General features: G+C 54.4%; 17 protein-coding genes. 1 reads left to right on the forward strand and 16 read right to left on the reverse strand.

Going from position 1 to position 20119, the window contains the following annotated elements:
- Positions 1-56 precede the first annotated feature (56 nt).
- From cpsG to QQZ17_RS17785, 15 genes are all read right to left on the reverse strand, one after another.
- Complete coding sequence (gene cpsG, locus QQZ17_RS17715) at positions 57-1427, reverse strand: colanic acid biosynthesis phosphomannomutase CpsG (RefSeq protein ID WP_152403711.1); 1371 nt, start codon at positions 1425-1427, stop codon at positions 57-59.
- A gap of 223 nt (positions 1428-1650) precedes the next feature.
- The gene (gene cpsB, locus QQZ17_RS17720; protein WP_152403709.1) at positions 1651-3087 is read right to left on the reverse strand and encodes a mannose-1-phosphate guanyltransferase; all 1437 of its coding nucleotides are present in this window, start codon (positions 3085-3087) and stop codon (positions 1651-1653) included.
- Between the two features lie 3 nt (positions 3088-3090).
- Complete coding sequence (gene wcaI / locus QQZ17_RS17725) at positions 3091-4314, reverse strand: colanic acid biosynthesis fucosyltransferase WcaI (RefSeq protein WP_152403707.1); 1224 nt, start codon at positions 4312-4314, stop codon at positions 3091-3093.
- Positions 4311-4790, reverse strand: a complete 480-nt coding sequence (locus QQZ17_RS17730) for a GDP-mannose mannosyl hydrolase (protein ID WP_152403705.1) — start codon at positions 4788-4790, stop codon at positions 4311-4313. Before QQZ17_RS17730 ends, wcaI begins: the two co-directional genes overlap by 4 nt.
- Positions 4791-4792: 2 nt before the next feature.
- Positions 4793-5758: a GDP-L-fucose synthase gene (fcl, locus tag QQZ17_RS17735; RefSeq protein ID WP_152403703.1), complete on the reverse strand. Its 966-nt coding sequence runs from the start codon at positions 5756-5758 to the stop codon at positions 4793-4795.
- Positions 5759-5760: 2 nt separating this feature from the next.
- Positions 5761-6882: a GDP-mannose 4,6-dehydratase gene (gene gmd, locus QQZ17_RS17740; RefSeq protein WP_152403701.1), complete on the reverse strand. Its 1122-nt coding sequence runs from the start codon at positions 6880-6882 to the stop codon at positions 5761-5763.
- Positions 6883-6893: 11 nt separating this feature from the next.
- Positions 6894-7460, reverse strand: coding sequence for a colanic acid biosynthesis acetyltransferase WcaF (gene wcaF, locus QQZ17_RS17745; protein WP_152403699.1), 567 nt, complete (start codon positions 7458-7460; stop codon positions 6894-6896).
- Positions 7461-7476: 16 nt separating this feature from the next.
- The gene (gene wcaE, locus QQZ17_RS17750) at positions 7477-8223 is read right to left on the reverse strand and encodes a colanic acid biosynthesis glycosyltransferase WcaE (protein ID WP_152403697.1); all 747 of its coding nucleotides are present in this window, start codon (positions 8221-8223) and stop codon (positions 7477-7479) included.
- Positions 8224-8236: 13 nt separating this feature from the next.
- Positions 8237-9457 carry a colanic acid polymerase WcaD gene (gene wcaD, locus QQZ17_RS17755; protein ID WP_152403695.1) on the reverse strand — a complete coding sequence of 407 codons (1221 nt, stop codon included), beginning with the start codon at positions 9455-9457 and terminating at the stop codon, positions 8237-8239.
- The gene (gene wcaC / locus QQZ17_RS17760; protein ID WP_152403692.1) at positions 9432-10649 is read right to left on the reverse strand and encodes a colanic acid biosynthesis glycosyltransferase WcaC; all 1218 of its coding nucleotides are present in this window, start codon (positions 10647-10649) and stop codon (positions 9432-9434) included. The genes wcaD and wcaC overlap by 26 nt, the downstream gene beginning before the upstream one ends.
- On the reverse strand, positions 10646-11134 hold the full coding sequence (gene wcaB / locus QQZ17_RS17765; RefSeq protein ID WP_152403689.1) for a colanic acid biosynthesis acetyltransferase WcaB: 489 nt from the start codon (positions 11132-11134) through the stop codon (positions 10646-10648). Before wcaB ends, wcaC begins: the two co-directional genes overlap by 4 nt.
- Before the next feature lie 2 nt (positions 11135-11136).
- A complete protein-coding gene (wcaA, locus tag QQZ17_RS17770; protein WP_152403687.1) occupies positions 11137-11979 on the reverse strand; it encodes a colanic acid biosynthesis glycosyltransferase WcaA in 843 nt (280 codons plus the stop codon).
- A 156-nt stretch (positions 11980-12135) separates the two neighbouring features.
- Positions 12136-14298, reverse strand: coding sequence for a tyrosine-protein kinase Wzc (gene wzc, locus QQZ17_RS17775; RefSeq protein ID WP_152403685.1), 2163 nt, complete (start codon positions 14296-14298; stop codon positions 12136-12138).
- Positions 14298-14744, reverse strand: a complete 447-nt coding sequence (wzb, locus tag QQZ17_RS17780) for a low molecular weight protein-tyrosine-phosphatase Wzb (protein ID WP_152403683.1) — start codon at positions 14742-14744, stop codon at positions 14298-14300. Before wzb ends, wzc begins: the two co-directional genes overlap by 1 nt.
- Positions 14745-14749: 5 nt before the next feature.
- Positions 14750-15886 carry a polysaccharide export protein gene (locus QQZ17_RS17785; protein ID WP_152403681.1) on the reverse strand — a complete coding sequence of 379 codons (1137 nt, stop codon included), beginning with the start codon at positions 15884-15886 and terminating at the stop codon, positions 14750-14752.
- Between the two features lie 674 nt (positions 15887-16560).
- Between QQZ17_RS17785 and QQZ17_RS17790 the strand changes: the two genes are divergently transcribed.
- Positions 16561-18144, forward strand: coding sequence for a TerC family protein (locus tag QQZ17_RS17790; protein WP_152403680.1), 1584 nt, complete (start codon positions 16561-16563; stop codon positions 18142-18144).
- A gap of 111 nt (positions 18145-18255) precedes the next feature.
- Here the strand turns inward: QQZ17_RS17790 and asmA are convergent, their stop codons facing one another.
- Entirely contained in the window at positions 18256-20109 is a 1854-nt protein-coding gene (gene asmA / locus QQZ17_RS17795) for an outer membrane assembly protein AsmA (RefSeq protein WP_152403678.1), read from the reverse strand.
- Positions 20110-20119: the final 10 nt, after the last annotated feature.

The raw sequence follows: 20119 nt of genomic DNA on the forward strand, positions 1-20119 counted from the left end.
CGTTGTTCCTGTTATTAGCCCCCCTTACCCGTTAACGAGTAAGGGGAGATCTGACCTTACTGATTCAGTAACGTAAGCAGAGTGCGCGTTCGCGCTTCCATCAGCGGGATATCCCCGCGAGACTCCACGTTCAGGCGCACCACCGGTTCGGTGTTGGAGGAGCGCAGGTTGAAGCGCCAGTCGACGAACGACATGCTGATGCCGTCCGTTCTGTCCACCGCCAGCGCCTCACCGGCGAAGTGCTGTTCCACCCGCGAAATCGCGGCCGCCGGTTCGTCCAGCGTGCTGTTGATTTCACCACTCGCCGGGAACGCCTCCATCCGGTCTCGTACCAGTTCACCCAGCGACTGCCCCTTCAGACACACCAGTTCCGCCACCAGCAGCCACGGGATCATCCCGCTGTCGCAGTAGGCAAAATCACGGAAATAGTGGTGGGCGCTCATTTCTCCACCGTAGATGGCGTCTTCGCGGCGCATCCGTTCCTTGATGAAGGCATGGCCGGTTTTCGACATCACCGGCGTGCCACCCGCCGCCGTTACCACATCCACCGTGTTCCAGGACAGACGCGGGTCGTGGATAATTCTGGCGCCCGGCTGTTTTTCGAGGAACGCTTCCGCCAGCAGGCCGACAATGTAGTAGCCCTCGATAAACTGCCCTTTCTCGTCGAACAGGAAGCAGCGGTCGAAATCGCCGTCAAACGCGATGCCCATATCGGCACCATGTTCAACCACCGCATTACGGGTGTCGGCGCGACACTCCGGCAACAAGGGGTTAGGAATACCGTTCGGGAAATTGCCGTCAGGAATGTTGTGCACTTTGATCAATTCCACCGGCACGCCCTGCGCCTTAAAGCGCGCTTCGATGGCATCCACCACCGGGCCTGCCGCGCCGTTACCGGAGTTAATGACCAGCTTCAGTGGCGTGAGGTTTTTGACGTTGATGTAGCCGAACAGGTGGTCGATATAGGCGTCACGCAGCGTGATTTGCTTATAGCTTCCGCGCGTCGCATCGTTCACCGGCGGAAAGTCGTTGGCTTCCGCCAGGCGCTGCACGTCGCGCAGACCGGTATCGCCGCTGATGGGGCGTGCGCCTTCGCGCACCAGTTTCATCCCGTTGTAGTCCATCGGGTTATGGCTGGCGGTCACTTCAATCCCGCCATCCACGCCGAGGTGGAAGGTGGCGAAATAGATCTCTTCGGTCCCCGCCAGACCGATGTCCAGCACGTCAACGCCCGCGTCCTGCAACCCTTTCGCCAGCGCCAGCTTCAGCGCCTCGCTGGTCAGGCGCACGTCGCCGCCCAGCACAATGGTTTTCGGCTTGAGAAACTCGCCGTACGCGCGACCAATCCGCCACGCAATCTCTTCATTCAGTTCTTCGCCGAGCCTGCCGCGAATATCGTAGGCTTTGAAACAGGTTAAATTCGTCATGTTTTTACCCTTATTCAGGCAACAGTTAGCCCTGACCCGTAGTTGGCCAAAAAAGTGTTTTGTTGTTTTTGCCGGGTAGTGGCCCGGCGCGCGTCGTAGGCCGGATAAGCAACGCGCCATCCAGCGGTCATTGCCTGATGGCGACGCTTCGCGTCTTATCAGGCCTACACGCTACAGAATCGTAGGCCCGGTAAGCACAGCGCCACCGGGCGCAATAAAGGCGTTACACCCGGCCGTAGCGATCCATAAACCGCACCACGTCATCCTCTTCGAGGTAAGAACCCGAGCGCACTTCAATCAGATCGAGCGGAATTTTCCCTGGGTTTTCCAGACAGTGGGTGGCTCCCAGCGGAATGTAGACAGACTCGTTTTCACCGAGCAGTTTGATATCACCGTCAATGGTGACTTTGGCAGTACCGGCCACTACCACCCAGTGTTCAGCGCGGTGATGGTGCATCTGCACCGACAGCCCCTCCCCCGGTTTCACGGTAATGCGTTTGACCTGATAGCGGTCACCGGCGTCGATGGAGTCATATTTCCCCCACGGACGGTACACTTCGCGGTGAATATGGTGCTCGTGGCGGCCATCGGCTTTGATTTGTTCAACCACTTTTTTCACGTCCTGTACCGCATTACGGTCGGCGATCAGTACCGCATCTTTGGTCTGCACCACCACCAGATCTTTAACACCGACGGTGGTCACCAGACCCGATTCGGCATAGACGTAACTGTTCTGGGTTTTATGGCTGATAACGTCGCCGTGGTGGACGTTCCCCTCGGCGGTATGGGCACTGATTTCCCACAGCGAAGACCACGAGCCAACATCGCTCCAGCCCGCGTCCATGGGCATCACCACCGCATCCGCCGTACGTTCCATCACCGCGTAATCGACGGATTCTTCCGGGCAGGCGAGGAATGCAGCTTCATCCACGCGGATGAAATCGAGATCCGGATCGGCTGCGCTCATCGCGTTTTCGCAGGCGTCCAGAATATCGGGACGGTATTTTTTCAGCTCTTCCAGATAGCGTCCGGCGCGGAACAGGAACATCCCACTGTTCCAGTAGTAGTCGCCGCTGGCAACATAAGCCTGAGCCGTTTCCAGATTCGGTTTTTCCACAAACTGCGCAACGTCAAACGCCACGGCATCTTCCTCACCGGGCGTAACATTGCCGCGACGGATATAGCCGTAGCCGGTTTCCGGCAGATCCGGAACGATACCAAATGTGACCAGCTTTCCGGCTTCGGCGTACGGCATTGCGTTTCGCACCGCATCACGGAAAGCGTCTTCATTGGCAATCACGTGATCTGCCGCCAGCACCAGCATCAGCGGGTCGCTGTCCGGACTGTGGCGTTTTGCCGCCAGCGCCGCTAAGGCAATGGCCGGCGCGGTATTGCGGCCTGCCGGTTCGAGAATAATGTTCTCAGTCAGTTTGTTGAGCTGGCGCAACTGCTCAGCGACGATAAAACGGTGCTGCTCGTTGCAGATCACGACCGGGCTTTCGCACTCCACGCCGTTCAGACGACAAATGGTCGTTTGCAGCATGGTGAGATCGCCTTTCAGGCACAGGAACTGCTTGGGATAAAGTACGCGGGAAAGCGGCCATAAGCGGCTACCGGAGCCACCGGCCATCACGACCGGATAGAGTGTTGTCTGACCCATAATTTAATCCCGAATATCAGTAATAAATTGACGTAACACGTTCTCTTTATCGAGCGTGCGTTCGGCATATTCACGTGCCACCGTGTTGTTTTTTGGCATGGCGAGCGCCTGAGCAATCCCAGTCACCAGCGCATCGACCGATTCCGGCTCAACGCACACCGCAATGCCTGTAAAGTTGTCGCAAAGCTGGCCGAGTTCCGTCTCCGGTTCTGCGGTAATCACCGCATTGCCGCCCACCGCCAGAATATTGGTCAGTTTGGAGGGCAGAACGGCATCCGCCGCCCCGCGTTTTTGCACGACCAGATGGCAATCGCCCATCTTCAATAGCGCAGGCAGCGCCTCGTACGGCTGCAACGGGAAAAAAAGCACGTTGTGCAGACCGCGATCGCGAGCCATTTTTTCCAGGCGCGCTTTACCGCCCCCCTGACCGACGATGGCAAAAATGAGCGGCTGCTCACGCAGTTGTTCCGCCGCCATAATCACGTTTTCCAGCCCCTGCTTCTCGCCGATATTGCCGGAGTAAAGAATGATTTTTTTGTCATCCGGCAGACCAAGCCGTTGGCGGAAGGCAATGACGTCGTCATCATTAACGTTTTGAAAACGGGCGACTTCTGACCAGTTGGGGAAAAAAATCACCTTCTCTGCCGCCACCCCTTTCTCCTGGGCTTTATTCATCATTGAGCGGGAGATGGTGGAAACATTGTCGACGTTATGCAGGCCGCTACGTTCGAAAGCGGTCGCCAGTTGCGCCACTTTGCCGGCTTTACCGTTACCCGCCATACCAAGGCCCAGCATCGCATCGACTTCGTAATCCTGAATGTGCAGCAAGGTGCGGGCACCGGAGAGTTTTGCCAGCAGACGCATCCCCGGCGTACAAAACAGTGTGGGCACCACGCCAATAATGCGATCCGGCTTCCAGCGACGCTGCGCCATCAGCGGGAAAAAGCTGCTGAGGGCAAAGCTGCCCAGATGCAGTAATCGTTTCAGTGTTGACGGCTGCTTTGGCACATACAACGGGCAGCGCCAGACGGTGGCGTCGCCCTCTTCCCGGCGATAGCGCCAGGCAGAGTAACGCGCACCCACTTTCCATTGTGGGTAGTACGGCGGCGCGGTAATAACCCGTACTTCATGGCCTTCACGCGCCATCCACTCCACCATTTCACCGGTGTATTTGCCGATGCCGGTCAGTTCTGGTGAGTAGTTGATGCCATAAACGAGGATTCTCATAATCCCAGCGCCTTAGCCTGACATTCCGGCAAAAAATACGCCCGGCTGTTGTCATGGACATTGTCGCTCGCCAGCAGCGCCGCAGGCGTCAGCCAGCGGTAAGCGTTGTGCTGCGCGTCAGGCAGAGGCAAATCGCGCTCCTGCAGCCGCAGACGGAAACCGAGCACGATGTAATGCGTCGAGAAGTCTTCGCCGGAAAAGTTATCGTCATAGAAATGCTGCCAGACGCCATAAAATTCCCCGGCGGACAGCGGTAAACGTTGCCCCAGTTCGGCTTCGGTCAGGCGTTCGAAGGCCGCACTCAGTGGCTCATCTTTTTGCACCCGCCCACCGGGCACAAACCAGTAGCCCTGCGCCGGTCGGTTCAGCCGTTTACCCAGCAGAAATTCCCCCTGCGCGTTTTCCACGATCAAATCGATGGAGATAAGCGGCGTGGAACGCACGACGGTGGCAAAATCTTCCTGACGTAAAAACATGTTTACCCCCGGAACCGATGCTGATTCTCAAGAAACCACTGATACGTGCTGGCAAGGCCGGCTTCCAGTGAGATCTCGTGATACCAGCCCAGTTGATGCAGACGCGTCACATCCAGCAGTTTTCGCGGCGTACCGTCCGGCTTCGTGGCGTCAAACACCACGCGGCCTTTATAGCCCACTACCTGCGCGATGGTCTGCGCCAGTTCGCGAATGGTGCAGTCCACACCCGTGCCGACGTTAATGTGCGACAGCATCGGCTGGGTGTTCTCCTGCCAGACTTCGCTGTCCAGCTCCATCACGTGGATGCTGGCAGCAGCCATATCATCGACGTGCAGGAACTCACGCATCGGCGTCCCGCTTCCCCACACCACCACGTCCGGCGCACTCTGCACGGTCGCTTCATGGAAACGACGCAGCAGCGCCGGGATCACATGCGAGTTGCTCGGATGGAAATTGTCATGCGGGCCGTACAGGTTGGTCGGCATCACGGAACGATAGTCGCGCCCGTACTGGCGGTTATAAGATTCGCACAGCTTGATACCGGCAATCTTGGCAATGGCATAGGGCTCATTGGTCGGTTCCAGCGTGCCCTGTAACAGTTCACTTTCCGCCATCGGCTGTTTCGCCAGTTTGGGATAGATACAGGATGAACCGAGGAACAGCAGCTTATTCACGTTGTGCAGATGCGCGGCGTGAATAATGTTGCTTTCCATCATCATGTTCTCAAAGATGAAATCGGCCGGATACGTGTTATTAGCAACAATGCCGCCTACCTTCGCCGCCGCCAGATAAACCTGATCGATCCGCTCAGTGGCAAAGAAGTCCTGCACCGCGCGGCTGTCCAGCAGGTTCAGCTCATCACGCGTGCGCAGAACTAGCTCCACATCGCCGCGTTGTTCAAGCTGGCGGGCAATCGCGGAACCCACCATTCCGCGATGACCGGCAATAAAGATACGTTGTTTGCTCATTCTCAGGACTCCAGCGCGATGGCAACCTCGTAGCCGTGAGATTTCAGCAGGGAGTGTTTCTTCGCCGCTTCCAGATCGTTGGCGACCATTTCGGAAACCATCTCCTGCAACGTAATTTCCGGTTTCCAGCCCAGCTTCTCGTGCGCTTTGGTTGGGTCGCCCAGCAGGGTTTCCACTTCCGCCGGACGGAAATAGCGCGGATCGACGGCGACCATGATGTCACCCGGTTTCACGCCCGGCGCGTCATGACCGGTGACCGAAACCACAATCCCTTTCTCTTCCACGCCTTCACCTTCAAAGCGCAGTTTGATCCCCAGTTGAGCCGCCGCCATTTCGACGAACTGACGTACGGAGTACTGCACGCCGGTGGCGATGACGAAATCTTCCGGCTGTTCCTGTTGCAGCATCATCCATTGCATTTTGACGTAGTCTTTCGCATGGCCCCAGTCACGCAGGGAATCCATGTTGCCGAGGTACAGGCAGGACTCCAGACCCTGAGCGATGTTGGCAATCGCGCGAGTGATTTTACGGGTGACGAAGGTTTCGCCACGACGCGGCGATTCGTGGTTAAACAGAATGCCGTTACAGGCGTAGATACCATAGGATTCACGGTAGTTGACGGTTATCCAGTAGGCGTAAAGTTTGGCAACCGCGTACGGCGAGCGCGGATAGAACGGCGTGGTCTCTTTCTGCGGGATTTCCTGCACCAGGCCGTACAGTTCGGAGGTCGATGCCTGATAGAAACGGGTTTTCTTCTCAAGGCCGAGGAAGCGGATGGCTTCCAGCAGGCGCAGCGTGCCCATCGCATCGACATCGGCCGTGTATTCCGGTGATTCGAAGGAGACCGCCACGTGGCTCATGGCCCCCAGGTTGTAGACCTCATCCGGCTGCACTTCTTGCAGGATGCGCGTCAGGTTAGAGGAATCCGTCAGGTCACCGTAGTGCAGATGGAATTTCGGGTTGCCCGCATGCGGATCCTGATAGATGTGATCGACGCGCTCGGTGTTAAATGAAGAAGCCCGACGCTTAATACCGTGAACTTCATAACCTTTTTCCAGCAGAAGTTCTGCCAGGTAAGAACCGTCCTGCCCGGTTACACCGGTGATGAGAGCGACTTTTGACATTTTATTACCTCTTAATTGATCCCATTAGGGTGTAACGTTGTAACGCGTTCACGCGTTGCCACTGCGGGATTGCCACGGCAAATCGTATTTGCCGGTAGCGATTTAAAAACACTGCTGCGCGCACCGACGACGGTGCCATCGCCTATCGTGACGCCTGGTGCCACGAACACATCCGTTGCCAGCCAGCATTTCTCGCCAATCACAATCGGGGTGGCATTAATATCAAAATGCGCACTTGCGTGATCGTGACTGCCGGTACACAAATAACTTTTCTGCGAAACCACCGCATGGGCGCCAATTGTAATATCGCCAAGCGTATATAAATTAACGTCATCCCCCACCCAGGCATAATCACCAATGGTTAATTTCCACGGATAGGTAATTTTCACTGACGGTCGAATGACTACGTTTTTTCCTATTTTTGCGCCAAACAGTCGGAGCAAAAAAGCGCGCCAGCGATACAACACTTGTGGCGACCAGGCAAATAATGTCGCCTGTACCGCCCACCACAACTGGACTTTGATTGCATTACCGCCCCGAAATCCTTTGGGTACGGTGAAACCACTCAGATCCTGCATATTGCATCCTTATATTTTAAACTTTGTTATATAAGGCTTTCGTTTTACCCGTTGTACGTAAACGTAATAGTTTCGATAATTCAGCCCAAAAACCCGGCACGCGTAATATCTGACGCTGCACTTTTTTCGCGTCTTCGCATAATTCCAGATTATTCGTCGTTGACACGCCGCCCATTGAAAATTCAGACACCAGCCCGTCCAGTTTTTTAAAGTCATAGCCTTCTTTATACAATCTGGCGGCCAACGCATAATCCGATGACACTTTATATTGCAGGTCATAGCGCCAGACTTTCAGTCCTGCCAGCGGGAAAAAGATGGCCTGATGACTTGCCGGCAGGCTGTGATAAATATACCAACCGGGTTTCGCGCTACGTTTCGTTTTATGACCATCGCCAAAATCAAGCAGCGCGTCGCCGGTAATCATCACGTCATCTTTTTGTGTCTTGAGCTGACGGACAACGTGGGTAACATCCGGATGGAAAATATCGCCGGAGTTGAGGAACAGCGCGAACTTTCCACGCGCCATTTCAATGCCCTTGTTCATCGCATCATAGATGCCGTTATCCGGTTCGCTGACAAAGCGTAAGTGATAGTGACCACAGAGGTTTTGCAGAAATTCCTCTGTACCATCATTTGAACCGCCATCCACCACGATCCACTCAAAGCTGATGTCACTCGCCTTCGCCAGATGCGCCAGAGACGCATGGGTTTTGGCGATGCCGTCCAGATTGCGAAACGCGACGGTGATAACACTGAGCAGCATAGGATTAACCTCATCATACTTTTGTAATATTCAGCGCTTTGCGCAAAATAAACGGACAAACAATTAAAAATGCATATTCCGGGCTAAATATTGAACCGGTAAAAAACAGCGACACCGGCGTAAAAAGATAAAGTTGCACCCGAAAATTCTGATTATCGCCAAATGCGTTTAACGTCATTTTAAAGATTTTCCACATGTACCACAGCGTCATTAACACCGCGAACCAGGAAAAATAAATAATCAGCAGATACAAACCATTGTCTATTGTTTTCCCGACATCTGCACCGTTAAAGATTCCGAATGATGCGACATATTCATAAAGTGAGCCAAATCTGACTACGCCATCAATATGGGTTAAAGAATAACCGACCATGACTAACGGGCCCACAATGCGATAATAAGAGGACGACCCTTCCGTGCCTAAATCTCCCAGACGCGTAGAGATATAAGGGAATGCAAATATCACCCCTACCAAAAATACGGTTAATGAGATTATCGCCAGCGGTAATTTTTTCTTTATCGCATCCTTATTCAGATACTGAAACGCCCATTCCAGCAGGTAAAACAGGATAAATGTCATTACCCCTGAAAACGATCCTGATAATATTATCCCTGCCAGAATCATAGCATCGGTTTTAGGCGTTTTGATACCAAACTGTTTGATACTGAGCCAAATTGAGATTAACGCCAGAGCAAAAAATGCCGGTTCGAAATAGAGCGCGGTCGTTCGCTTGCCGCCAAATTTAATAAAATTCAGTACATAGCTATTACTGTAAATTAGATACTTCGAAATGCCTTCCATCAGGCTGCTGCCGCCGGTCAGGATAATTTGCGCCATTTCCGCCGCGGCCAATATCACCACCAGCGCCACCACCAGATAGAAAAAACGCAGGATCTTGCGGTAGTTATGCGGGGAAATGGTTTTGAAACGTATGCTCCAGACCATGCCGATAATGATCACGATATAGACAAACAGCATCGTCGACGTGACGTACTTGCTGGCGTCCAGCGACAGACCGAACAGATAGTTAAACGCCGTAAGCCCTGCCCCAATCCCTAACGCAATCATCAGCTTTTTAATGCTGATGCGCTCAACGAACAGCAGCAATAAAACGGGTAAAAAAGTGACAATGGTGATGGGGAAGCTTTCGCCCAGTTGGGCAATTTTGACGTTGACCAGCAGGTAGATCAGCGGCAGCAGCAGATAGCTACAGATTCTGATAGAACGAGACATATTCCTCCAGCATCTGTTGACCACTGTATGCCGCACGACTGCGCTCGCGAAACGCGCTGAGCGAGGTGCCAAAAACGGTCTGCGCGATCCCGGCCTTATCCATCTGCACCAGTTGTAGCACCTCTTCAGCCGCAAACGTTTTTCCGCCCGACTTATGCAGCACTTCTTGCGCCGCGTCGCTGTGGGTAGCGACCACCGGCACGCCTATCGACAACGCCTCGCATAAAATCAGCGGGTAATTGTCCACGCGGGAGCTGAACACCAGCGCGTCCATCTGATTGAGCGCGCTCATCAGCTTGCGCTTGTCGGTTTCGAAGCCATGATTCACCACGTTTGCCCCGTCAAACGGCGAGAATTTGCCAAAGGTATGCAGCTCAACCTTATCGCCCAGTGCCATCATGTCGCGCACCAGACGCTGATTGGTTTTACCGTCGTAGCGCAGGTCATGAGCAACAATCGCAATTTTCGGTTTTCCCCGGGTCTCATTGACCGGGGACAACTCCGCCAGAATCGCTTCGGTCGCCACATCGATACCGTTATTAATAATGCGACAACGCCCCGCGCCGTACAGACCGTTAAACGCGTCGGCAACGTGTTGGCTCGGAGAGATAAACTGACAGCCCAGCGCCAGCATCTGGCGGAACAATTGACGTTTTCCGTCGACCAGCGCATGCGCACGGTCAACCTTCACCGGCGGGTAATTATTCAGCGTCGGGCATTTCTGACAGCCAGATTTCCACCCCTCGCAGCCGTCGGTAAAGGCGCAACGCCCGGTCACACTCCAGTGATCGTGCAGCGTCCAGACCAGCGTCACGTCCGGCTTGTGGTTTTTCACCTTTTCGCAGAACGCCACCACGTCAGCCAGATTCAGCCAGTAGCTGTGCAGAACGTGAAAGTGCAGCACCAGCGGACCCGGTGTGCGGGTCACGGTACGGTAGAGATTGTTCAGATTGCCAAACAGATCGCGATTGAACAGACGAAACAGGGCGATATTGGCTACCGACGTTAAACGTGGCGTCTGTTTGATGACATGGGAATAGTGACTATGGCTGACGCTCTTCTTCCCACCCTTGCCGTAGCCGTAGATAAATTGCGAAGCCAACCCTTTTTGCAGCGCACGCTGATGCAGATCTAATGCCACTCCAGCCGCACCGCCTTCCGCCAGTCGCACATTAAATTGCAGAATGTTCATTTAATTACCTTAACCCGGGCCTTCTCACCCACCACCAGCGTATTGTCCGGGATGCTGTCTAGCACCACGCTGCCTGCACCAATGGTCACGTTATTACCAATGCGAATGTCACCCAGCAGGATAACGTTGGCCCCCAGCTCCACGCCGTTGCCAATCACCGGACAGGCCAGGCTGTCTGCTCCACGATTGCCGATAGTGACGCCATGACGAACCGTGAAATCATCACCGGCCACCACGTTTTTGTTGATCACCACGGCGTAACCGTGATGAATGGTGAAGCGCCGTCCGATGGTGGCCGCCGCCTGAATTTCATAACCGAACAGGCATTCGGTCATCAGCCGATACAGCACCAGCACCGGCGCTGCCCACAGATTGTTCAGCCCGTTTTTTTTGCGCCAGACGGAGCAGAAATGGGCCACCCGGTAGGCCAGCACCATGCAGCACGGACGCAGACTCCAGCTGTTCGCGCGGATATCCTCCAGCATGCTTATCGTCCTCGCAGTCCATCCGCCAGACGCTTGCCGTTGCGCAGTGAGAACAGCGTCAGCAGCGTGCGCCAGGTCATGCGCTTGTTGCGGATCTGGTAGAGCGTAAACAGCTGATATTTCTTGCTGGCGCGGTCGAATTTGTCTTTGTGCTTGCGGTAAAAATGGAAGTAGCCGGAGAACTTCTTCGGCGACGAAGTGATCTGCATTTCGCCATGATTGATGTGCAGGATTTGCGTCGCCTCCTCCACCTTCCACGGCTCGCCGTACTCCACCACCATTCGCAGAAAAATGTCGTAATCCTGCGCGGCCTTCAGTTCGGTATCGAACAGGCACTCTTTGAAACGCCACGCCCACGTAAAGACCTGATTACCAATGATGTTGCGCTTGTAGAACAAGTGACGCGAGTAAGGGGATTTCGGATACAGCGGCAGGCTCGCCGGCTGAGAATAAACCTCGCCTTCGCAGACATAATCGTTGGCGTATAAAAATGCGTGGGTCACCAACTGATGCTTGTGCGCAAGGAACACGCTCAGGCGGTTTGGTGTCCACTCGTCATCATCATCAATTCCGGTGATGTAATGCCCCTGCGCCTGGACGATGGCCTGATTACGCACCGCGCAGGCGCCAGAGTTGATCTCATTATGGGTGTAACGCACGCGGGGGTCGTTTAATCCCTCAACAAACTGTTGTAGCTGCTCATAGGAGGAGGAGCAATCATCAACAATGATCATCTCCCAGTGGGGATAATCCTGGCGCAGTACCGATTTAATCGCCCGAATGGCAAGCTGTTGCCGGTTCCAGGTTGGCATATAAATGGAAATCAATGGCTTGTCTGTTTTCATCTTCATTTCCCAGGAAATATTGCCGGAGGGCCGAACGTGTAGGCCGGATAAGGCGTTTACACCGCCATCCGGCAGCGATGCCTGACGGCGCAGCGTGTAGGCCGGATGACGCTTTGCTTATCAGGCCTACTCAATGAGCAGGCCACTCACGATTTATTATTTTGTGTCTGATTTATATTCGTACTCGTAGTACCCGTAGTCCTGGTACCCGGTGGCGCGACGGAAGATAGAGTTGAGGATCACCCCTTTCACCTGAATGCCGTTTTGCGCAAAGCGGCCCAGACTGGTTTCCACCTCTTTCAGGGTGTTGACGGCATAGCGGGCGACCATCAGCGTCGTACCGGCATGGCGTCCGACAATTGCGGCGTCGGTGACGGCCAGGATGGGCGGGGTATCTATAAGCACCAGATCGTAGTGGCTGCTCGCCCAGCGCAACAGCTCGCCTAAACGATCGCTCATGAGCAGTTCAGACGGATTTGGCGGCACCTGACCACGCGGTACGAGGTCAAAGTTGGCAATGGACGTGGGTTTCGCACAGGAGGCAATATCCCCTTTGCCGACCAGAATCTCAGACAGGCCGTTGACGTTGTTGGTACCGAGCAGTTCGTGGGTATAGCCCTTGCGCATATCGCAGTCGATCAGCAGCACACGCTTGCTGGTCTGGCTGATCACCGCCGCCAGGTTGGCGCAGACAAAGGTTTTCCCGATGGACGGACTGACCCCGGTGAGCATCAGCACATTGTTTTGCGCCTGCATCATGGCGAAATGGAGGCTGGTACGCAGGCTGCGCACCGCTTCGATCGCCAGATCGGTCGGATTGCCCACCGCCAGCAGTTGACTCTGTTTGTAACGCTTGACGCCCTTCACGGTCTTGACGTTATCCCGCGCTTTCTGCCATTCCGACAGCGGAATGCTGGCGTACACGCTGATGCCATTCTCTTCCAGCACCTGCGGGCTTTCGATACCGCGGTTGAGCAGTGAACGCAGCAGCACGCCCACAATGGAAAGCATCAGGCCCAGGATGATGCTACCGAGAACGATCAGCGCTTTCTTTGGTTTCAACACGCCGGGCTGAGCAATGGCCGGGTCAACGATCCGCACGTCCCCCACGGTGCTGGCCTCGGTTATCTTCAGCTCCTGCTGTTTGTTCAGCAACTGCATGTAAACCTGCTGGCCGGACTCTACATCACGCGTCAGACGCACAATCTCCTGCTGCGTTTTCGGCATCGCCGTCACACGTCCGTTCAGTTTGGCTTTTTCATCTTCCAGCGCCTGACGTTTTTCCAGCAGCGTGCGGTACGCCGGGTGTGCTTTGGTGAAGAGCTTGGAAATTTCTGCTTCTTTAAAGGTCAGTTCGTTGAGCTGCGCGTCGATGTTAACCATCGAGTCCAGCACCGCTTTGGCCTCCAGCGGTAAGTCGACGGAGTCTTTATCCTGACGGAAGGCATTGAGTTTATTTTCCGCCACGTCCAGATGGTTTCGCACCTCCGGCAACTGTTTCGCCAGGAAGGCCAGGCTTTTCCCCGCCTCTTCCGATTTGCGCTCAACGTTCTGTTCCAGATAGTTGCGGGTAATGCTGTTGAGGATGTCGCGGATCTGTTCGCGATCCTCACCGGTAAAGCTCAGGCTAAGCACCCCGGTATCCTTGCCGTTTTCCGTCACCGTCAGGTTATTTTGCAGATTATTGATCATCCCCAGAGTGGAGAATTTGGTGACGGTAAATTCGGTATCCGGGCGGGCGTGAATTTCACTGACCACCATCGTGACGCCGTCTTTACTTAGCGTCTGACCAGTCTGTCCGTGCGCGCTGAAACCGCCGTCGCTGTACAGCTCATAACGTTTATCGTTCAGTACTTTCAGGGTGAAGGTCTGTTCGTTCATCCCTTTCGGCAGGGTAAAGGTGGTGACTTTCGCCGATTCATTCTGGCGCCCCATCAGCCGTTCCCAGCCCGCACCAAACAGCGGGAAAGTGTTCTTAGTAACCGAAATATCCAGATCCAGATCGTCTACCGTTTTGCCTAATACCAGACGCGACTGGATCAATTGAATTTCCGCTTCGGAGGCCGGCGGTTTATTGGATAACGCAGAGCCAATATCCTGCACCAGTGAGTTGCCGGTGTTTTGTTCAATCTGTACCAGCGCATCCGCACTATAGATAGGCGTAGCGAAAAGCGTGTAAATCACCGCGCATAGCGCAAAGACCGCCGTAATGCCCAGCACCCACCAGCGTGCTTCAATGACGGTTCCCACCAGGCGACCGATATCAATCTCATCGTTGCCCGTTACCGGAGCGGCAGACTGTTTTACTTTTTCTGTCATTATTTTACCTGCTCTGCGTTCAATGCCTGCGCCCACTGGCGAGCAGACCGTTCAAGTAATGCGTACACCGCTTCAAACGCCTCGCGGCTTTTGCGATAGGGGTCGGGAATGTCGCGCTCGTTATCCCAGTGACCGAAAAGCATGACCTTGCCGCGCATCTCGGGCGCCATTTCGTGCAGAGAGGCGATATGCCTTTTTTCCATCGCCAGGATCAGGTCATAGTCCCGGCACAGTCGTCCGGTAACCTGCCGCGCGCAGTGCCCTTCGAGAGAAAGTGCATGGCTGGCTGCGACGTTCACCGCCGAGGCATCAGCGCCTTTTCCCACCAGCGCCCCCAGACCGGCGGATTCCACTGTAATCTGCGGGTGATACTGTCTGAGCAGGCGCTCTGCCGTTGGGGAACGGCAAATGTTCCCCACGCAAACCACTAATATTTTGTTAAACATGACGATTACCAGTTATGAAGGTCGCTGGCCGTATCCGTCATGTAACGGACACCGCTGATGGTCGGCAGCAACTGATTGATCAGACGGTTCCAGCGCGCAACCGGTGCGGTCGTGACATACACCACGTCATACGGTTGTAGACGGAATTCCGTCGCCATGACCAGAGAGGTCGCATCAGACATATCGAGCTGATAGATGTTGGCAATCTTGCCGCCCGGGCCTTTGCCTTTCAGCGGACGGATCACGAAGATGCCGCTGGCGTTGGAGGTGGTCATATCGATACCTTCGGCATTACCCAGAGCTTCGGTCAGCGTCATGCCGCTGAAGTCCATTTTGAGTGTGCTCTGTTTTTTCACTTCCCCCATCACGAACACTTTCAGATCGTCATTACGCGGCACATAGAGGATGTCACCCGGATAGAGCAGACGGTTCTGGCTGAGATCGCCGTTTTGCATCAGCGCCTGCAGTGAAATGCGTTGTTCTTTACCCTCGTGCGTTAGCACCACGTTGCGCCAGTCGGCCACTTCCGTCAGGCCACCGGCGGCGTTAATCGCGTCCAGCACGGTCAGCGGCACGTTGGTGATCGCCTGCTGTCCGGATTTATTCACTTGCCCGGAGATGTAAGCTTTTTGCGAACGGAACGCGGCGATATTAACGTCCACCTGCGGGTCAGCAATGTACTTCGCTAAGCGCCCGGTAATATCACTGCGGATTTCTGCCAACGTTTTTCCGACCACGCTAACCTTGCCGATGTAGGGATAAAACATGGTGCCATCGGGCTGAACCCAGTTGCCGGTATCGCTGGAGCTACGGTATTGCCCAGCAGGCGTGGTGAGTTCCGGGTGATCCCAGACGGTCACACTCAGCACATCCCCCGCGCCAACGCGGTACTGATAGCTGGCGAGTTCCTGGTCCAGCGACATATTCGGTTGGGCGACGTTAGGGCGAGGACGTAATTGTTCAACCAGTCGCGGAGTGAGTGGATACACGTTCACCATCCGGTCGAGATCAAAATCAGCGTCTTGCTGTTTAATCACGTCTTTACCCATCGTAGACATATTGCTGCCCGGAAGTACTGTGCAACCGCTTATCAAGGTTACCGACACCAATAATGGCATCAATTTCATTTTGGATTTCATCATTGATTATTTATCACTTTGGCAGAGTAATTATCCTGTGCAATTTAAATAGCGACTTCGCCGTACACATTTACATTGCAGTTAATTGAAAAGAAATTTAACTGGCATCAGTCCTAAAAAAATTGAATTCATCCGTAAGCTATTGACAGAATAATGCAGACTCGTCATCAGGCGTTCAGGCACGCTACCGCCCCTGGCTTTTTAGCTACCAATACACTGATTAGGTTATGTTTTTCAAGCCTCGTCATTTCGTGATTTGCCGCAACAGAGAAATACGTAAGGCATTCTGAATGTCAGCCATTAATGAAACGGGATCCAACTTAATATATTTACTCTTCCATCATTAACGCTGGAAGAATTGTTACAGCTAACGTAATTGCAGGCAAGGTAACAAGCCTGCTATTCTCTGTTTTTAAGATTAATATTAAGCGATATATTGACCTGTTTTTAGGAATTACTTGAGGTTGACAGAATCTATTTCCTCAATTCACCCTGCGATATTTCCTAAATAGTTTTTAGCTTTTTTAATTATTCCCGACAGAAACTTTATGGTTATTTTCAGTACAGTCAGTAAGATGAATACGCGAGAAATCCCTTCTCGCCATTGCATTTTCCGTCCGCTTTATCCATGATCGAATTGTGACAATTGTCATATAACGAAAGGTTTTACGTTTACTATGGAATGGATCGCCGATCCGTCAATCTGGGCGGGACTGGTCACGCTGGTCGTGATCGAATTAGTCCTCGGCATTGATAACTTAGTCTTTATTGCCATCCTCGCAGAAAAACTGCCACCTGCGCAGCGTGACCGTGCGCGCGTCACCGGGCTTATCCTGGCAATGCTGATGCGCCTACTGCTGCTGGCATCGATCTCGTGGCTGGTCACGCTGACAAAACCGCTGTTTAGCGTGCAGGGGTTGAGCTTCAGCGCCCGCGATTTGATTATGCTGTTTGGTGGCTTCTTTTTGCTGTTTAAAGCCACGATGGAGCTGAACGAACGACTCGAAGGGAAGGACAGCGACAACCCCACCCAGCGCAAAGGGGCGAAATTCTGGGGCGTGGTGGCGCAAATTGTGGTGCTGGACGCCATCTTCTCGCTCGACTCAGTGATCACGGCTGTCGGTATGGTGGATCACCTGGCGGTGATGATGGCGGCGGTGATTATTGCCATCAGCCTGATGCTGCTGGCAAGTAAGTCACTCACCCGCTTTGTGAACAGCCACCCAACCATTGTCATCCTCTGTCTCAGTTTCCTGCTGATGATCGGCTTCAGCCTGGTAGCGGAAGGCTTCGGCTTCCGGATCCCGAAAGGGTATCTGTACGCCGCAATTGGCTTCTCGGTGATGATCGAAGCGCTTAACCAGTTGGCTATCTTCAACCGCCGTCGTTTCCTGTCGGCCAATCACACGCTGCGCCAGCGTACGACCGAGGCGGTAATGCGCCTGCTGAGTGGGCAGAAAGAAGAAGCCGAACTGGATGCGGAAACCGCCTCGATGCTGGTTGACCATGACGACAGCCAGATTTTCAACCCGCAGGAACGTCGGATGATTGAGCGCGTACTCAACCTCAATCAGCGTACCGTCAGCAGTATTATGACCTCGCGTCACGACATCGAACATATCGACCTCACCGCACCGGAGGAGGAGATTCGCGCCCTGCTGGAAAAAAACCAGCACACGCGTCTGGTGGTGACCGGCGGTCATGATGAAGAAGATCTGCTCGGCGTGGTGCACGTTATTGATCTGCTGCAACAGTCGCTGCGCGGTGAACCGCTCAACCTGCGGGTATTGATTCGCCAGCCGCTGGTGTTCCCGGAGACGCTGCCGCTGCTTCCGGCGCTGGAGCAGTTCCGCAACGCGCGGACGCACTTTGCCTTTGTTGTGGATGAATTTGGTTCGGTAGAAGGGATCGTAACGCTGAGTGACGTCACGGAAACCATCGCCGGTAATCTGCCGAACGAGGCACAAGAGATCGATGCCCGCCATGACATCCAGAAAAACCCGGACGGCTCGTGGACCGCAAACGGCCATATGCCGCTGGAGGACCTGGTGCAATATGTCCCGCTGCCGCTCGATGACAAACGGGAATACCACACTATTGCGGGCCTGCTGATGGAAGAATTGCAGCGCGTGCCGAAGCCGGGGGAAGAAGTTCAGGTGGGCGATTACCTGCTCAAAACGCTACAGGTAGAAAGCCATCGCGTGCAGAAAGTGCAGTTAATTCCATTGCGCAACAATGATGAGATGGATTACGAGGTTTAACGTTAAAGGATGCCGGATGAGCGTTAGCCCTATCCGGCATTTCCCGCCGAATCAGTTTGTAGGCCGGATAAGACGCACAGCGTCGCCATCCGGCACACACGCCCTGCCGAATCAGAGTTTATCCAGCAGCTTCTTCACGTCTTTGCCGTTGCGGGAATCTTTATTGCGATCCGCCCAGTCGTTCAGGCGACGCTTCGCTTCATCCTGCATATGCTTACGCAGTAGCTGATCAACCTGCAGATTGTAATTCAGCGCCTGCCAGTTACCGTAGACCCGTAGCGGAACCGGGGTTGCCTTCAGGAAATCGATCAGCTTGCCCTCGCCCTTCCAGCCGTCCAGAACCCGCACGTTAAACTGCGTATCACAGGTTTGTCCGACCAGGTCGAGCGTCCCCTGGCCCGTCAGGCTCAGCATCGTGGATTCCCCTTCCATGTTATCCAGCATCAGCTTACCGCTATCCAGCGTCAGGTCCGTGACAAAGCGCGCCAGACGAGTTGCGTTATCGAAGTTTTGCATCGACTGTACATCGCCGCCGCTGCGTTCTACGGCCTGCTGAATCAACTGCTGGAAGTTCATGCCGTCCATCCGCGTGTCGCGCATGTCAACATGGGCTTTCCCCTGCCAGCTATGGCGGAATGACTGCGCATCGATATCCGCACCAGAGAAATCACCCGCCAGCGACATCTTGCCGGTCAGGGCTATCGGGTAATTGAATGCCTTAAGGATCGTGCCGATTTCGACCTCGTCCAGACGCGGCTGGAACACCACTTGCGGGGTTTGCGCACGCGTATCCAGCGTCCCTGGCAGCGATATCGTTCCGCCGTCGAGCTTGCCTTGCAGTTCGGCAATAGTCAGCACGTCGGACTGATTTGTCATGCGGCTACTGACGTCGGTAAAATTCATCCCACGCCAGATAACGGTATCCGCTTTCAGCGCGATATCCGCACTAAAGCCTTTCAGCCCCTGATAAGCAGGTTCATCCACACGACTTGAAATCACCGGACGCGCCAGCGGCGGCTGACTGCCCCCTTGCTCCGTCGAACCGTTAGTACTGCTGGCGTTCTCAGGTGGGGCTAACAGGTTATCCAGATTCAATCGGGCAAATTGCAGATTGACGAGCCACGCCGGTTGTTCACTCAGCGTCACCTGCACGTTTCCGGTTAGCGAACTGTCGTTCGCCGTCACATTGAGCTGGCTGAAGGTGAGCGTTTTTTTCTCTTCCTGCCACTGCGCCTGCAGTTGTCCCTGCCCCTGGATGCCCTGTTTCGGCAGATCGGCGCCCTGCAATTGCCAGCTTAACTGCTGAATACCGGCGGTTAAATTATGTGGATAGTCGGAGGCATCAACGGTTCCGTTGAGGGCAAGGGTAAGGTCGCGCTGGTCGCGATTCACACGTCCGGAAAATTCGAAGGAACCGCGATGCTGCGCATCCTGCTCCATCTCCAGACGAATATCGCGAACGGTGACCTGTTCATCATTTTCATGCTGAAAGACCAGCACGCTGTCCGCCACGCGCAGACTGGCAACATCAAACGACCAGCCGCGATCTTCGGCGACGTCGGGCAAGGTGTTGTCTCTCGGCGCCACCGGCGCGTTTGCGCGGCGTACCGCTTCCGTTTGCGGCGTCAGCTGAATCACTGCGCCTTTGAGCATCACCTGTTTGACGCTGAGCTGATGGCTCAGCAGCGGCCACAGTGCGACGTCCAGACGCATGTTATCCGCGCGAATCAGAGGCTCACTGGCCCCTTCTGCCGTTAATACCATGCGCCCGGAGAGGATGCTGAGCTGCGGCCAGACGTGCCAGCGCAGTGGGCCGTCCAGTTGCAGTTGATAACCGCTGCGCGCGGCCACCTGTTGCACCATATAGGCACGAAAATCATTCGGATTGACTAGCAATACTAACGCAGAGAAGCCGGCCACCAGCACGACCAGCAAAATCATCAGCGTCGTCAGAAATCGTCTCATGCTATCCTCA

The organism is Citrobacter sp. T1.2D-1, from assembly GCF_950098555.1.
GTDB classification, from domain to species: Bacteria; Pseudomonadota; Gammaproteobacteria; order Enterobacterales; family Enterobacteriaceae; genus Citrobacter_A; species Citrobacter_A telavivensis.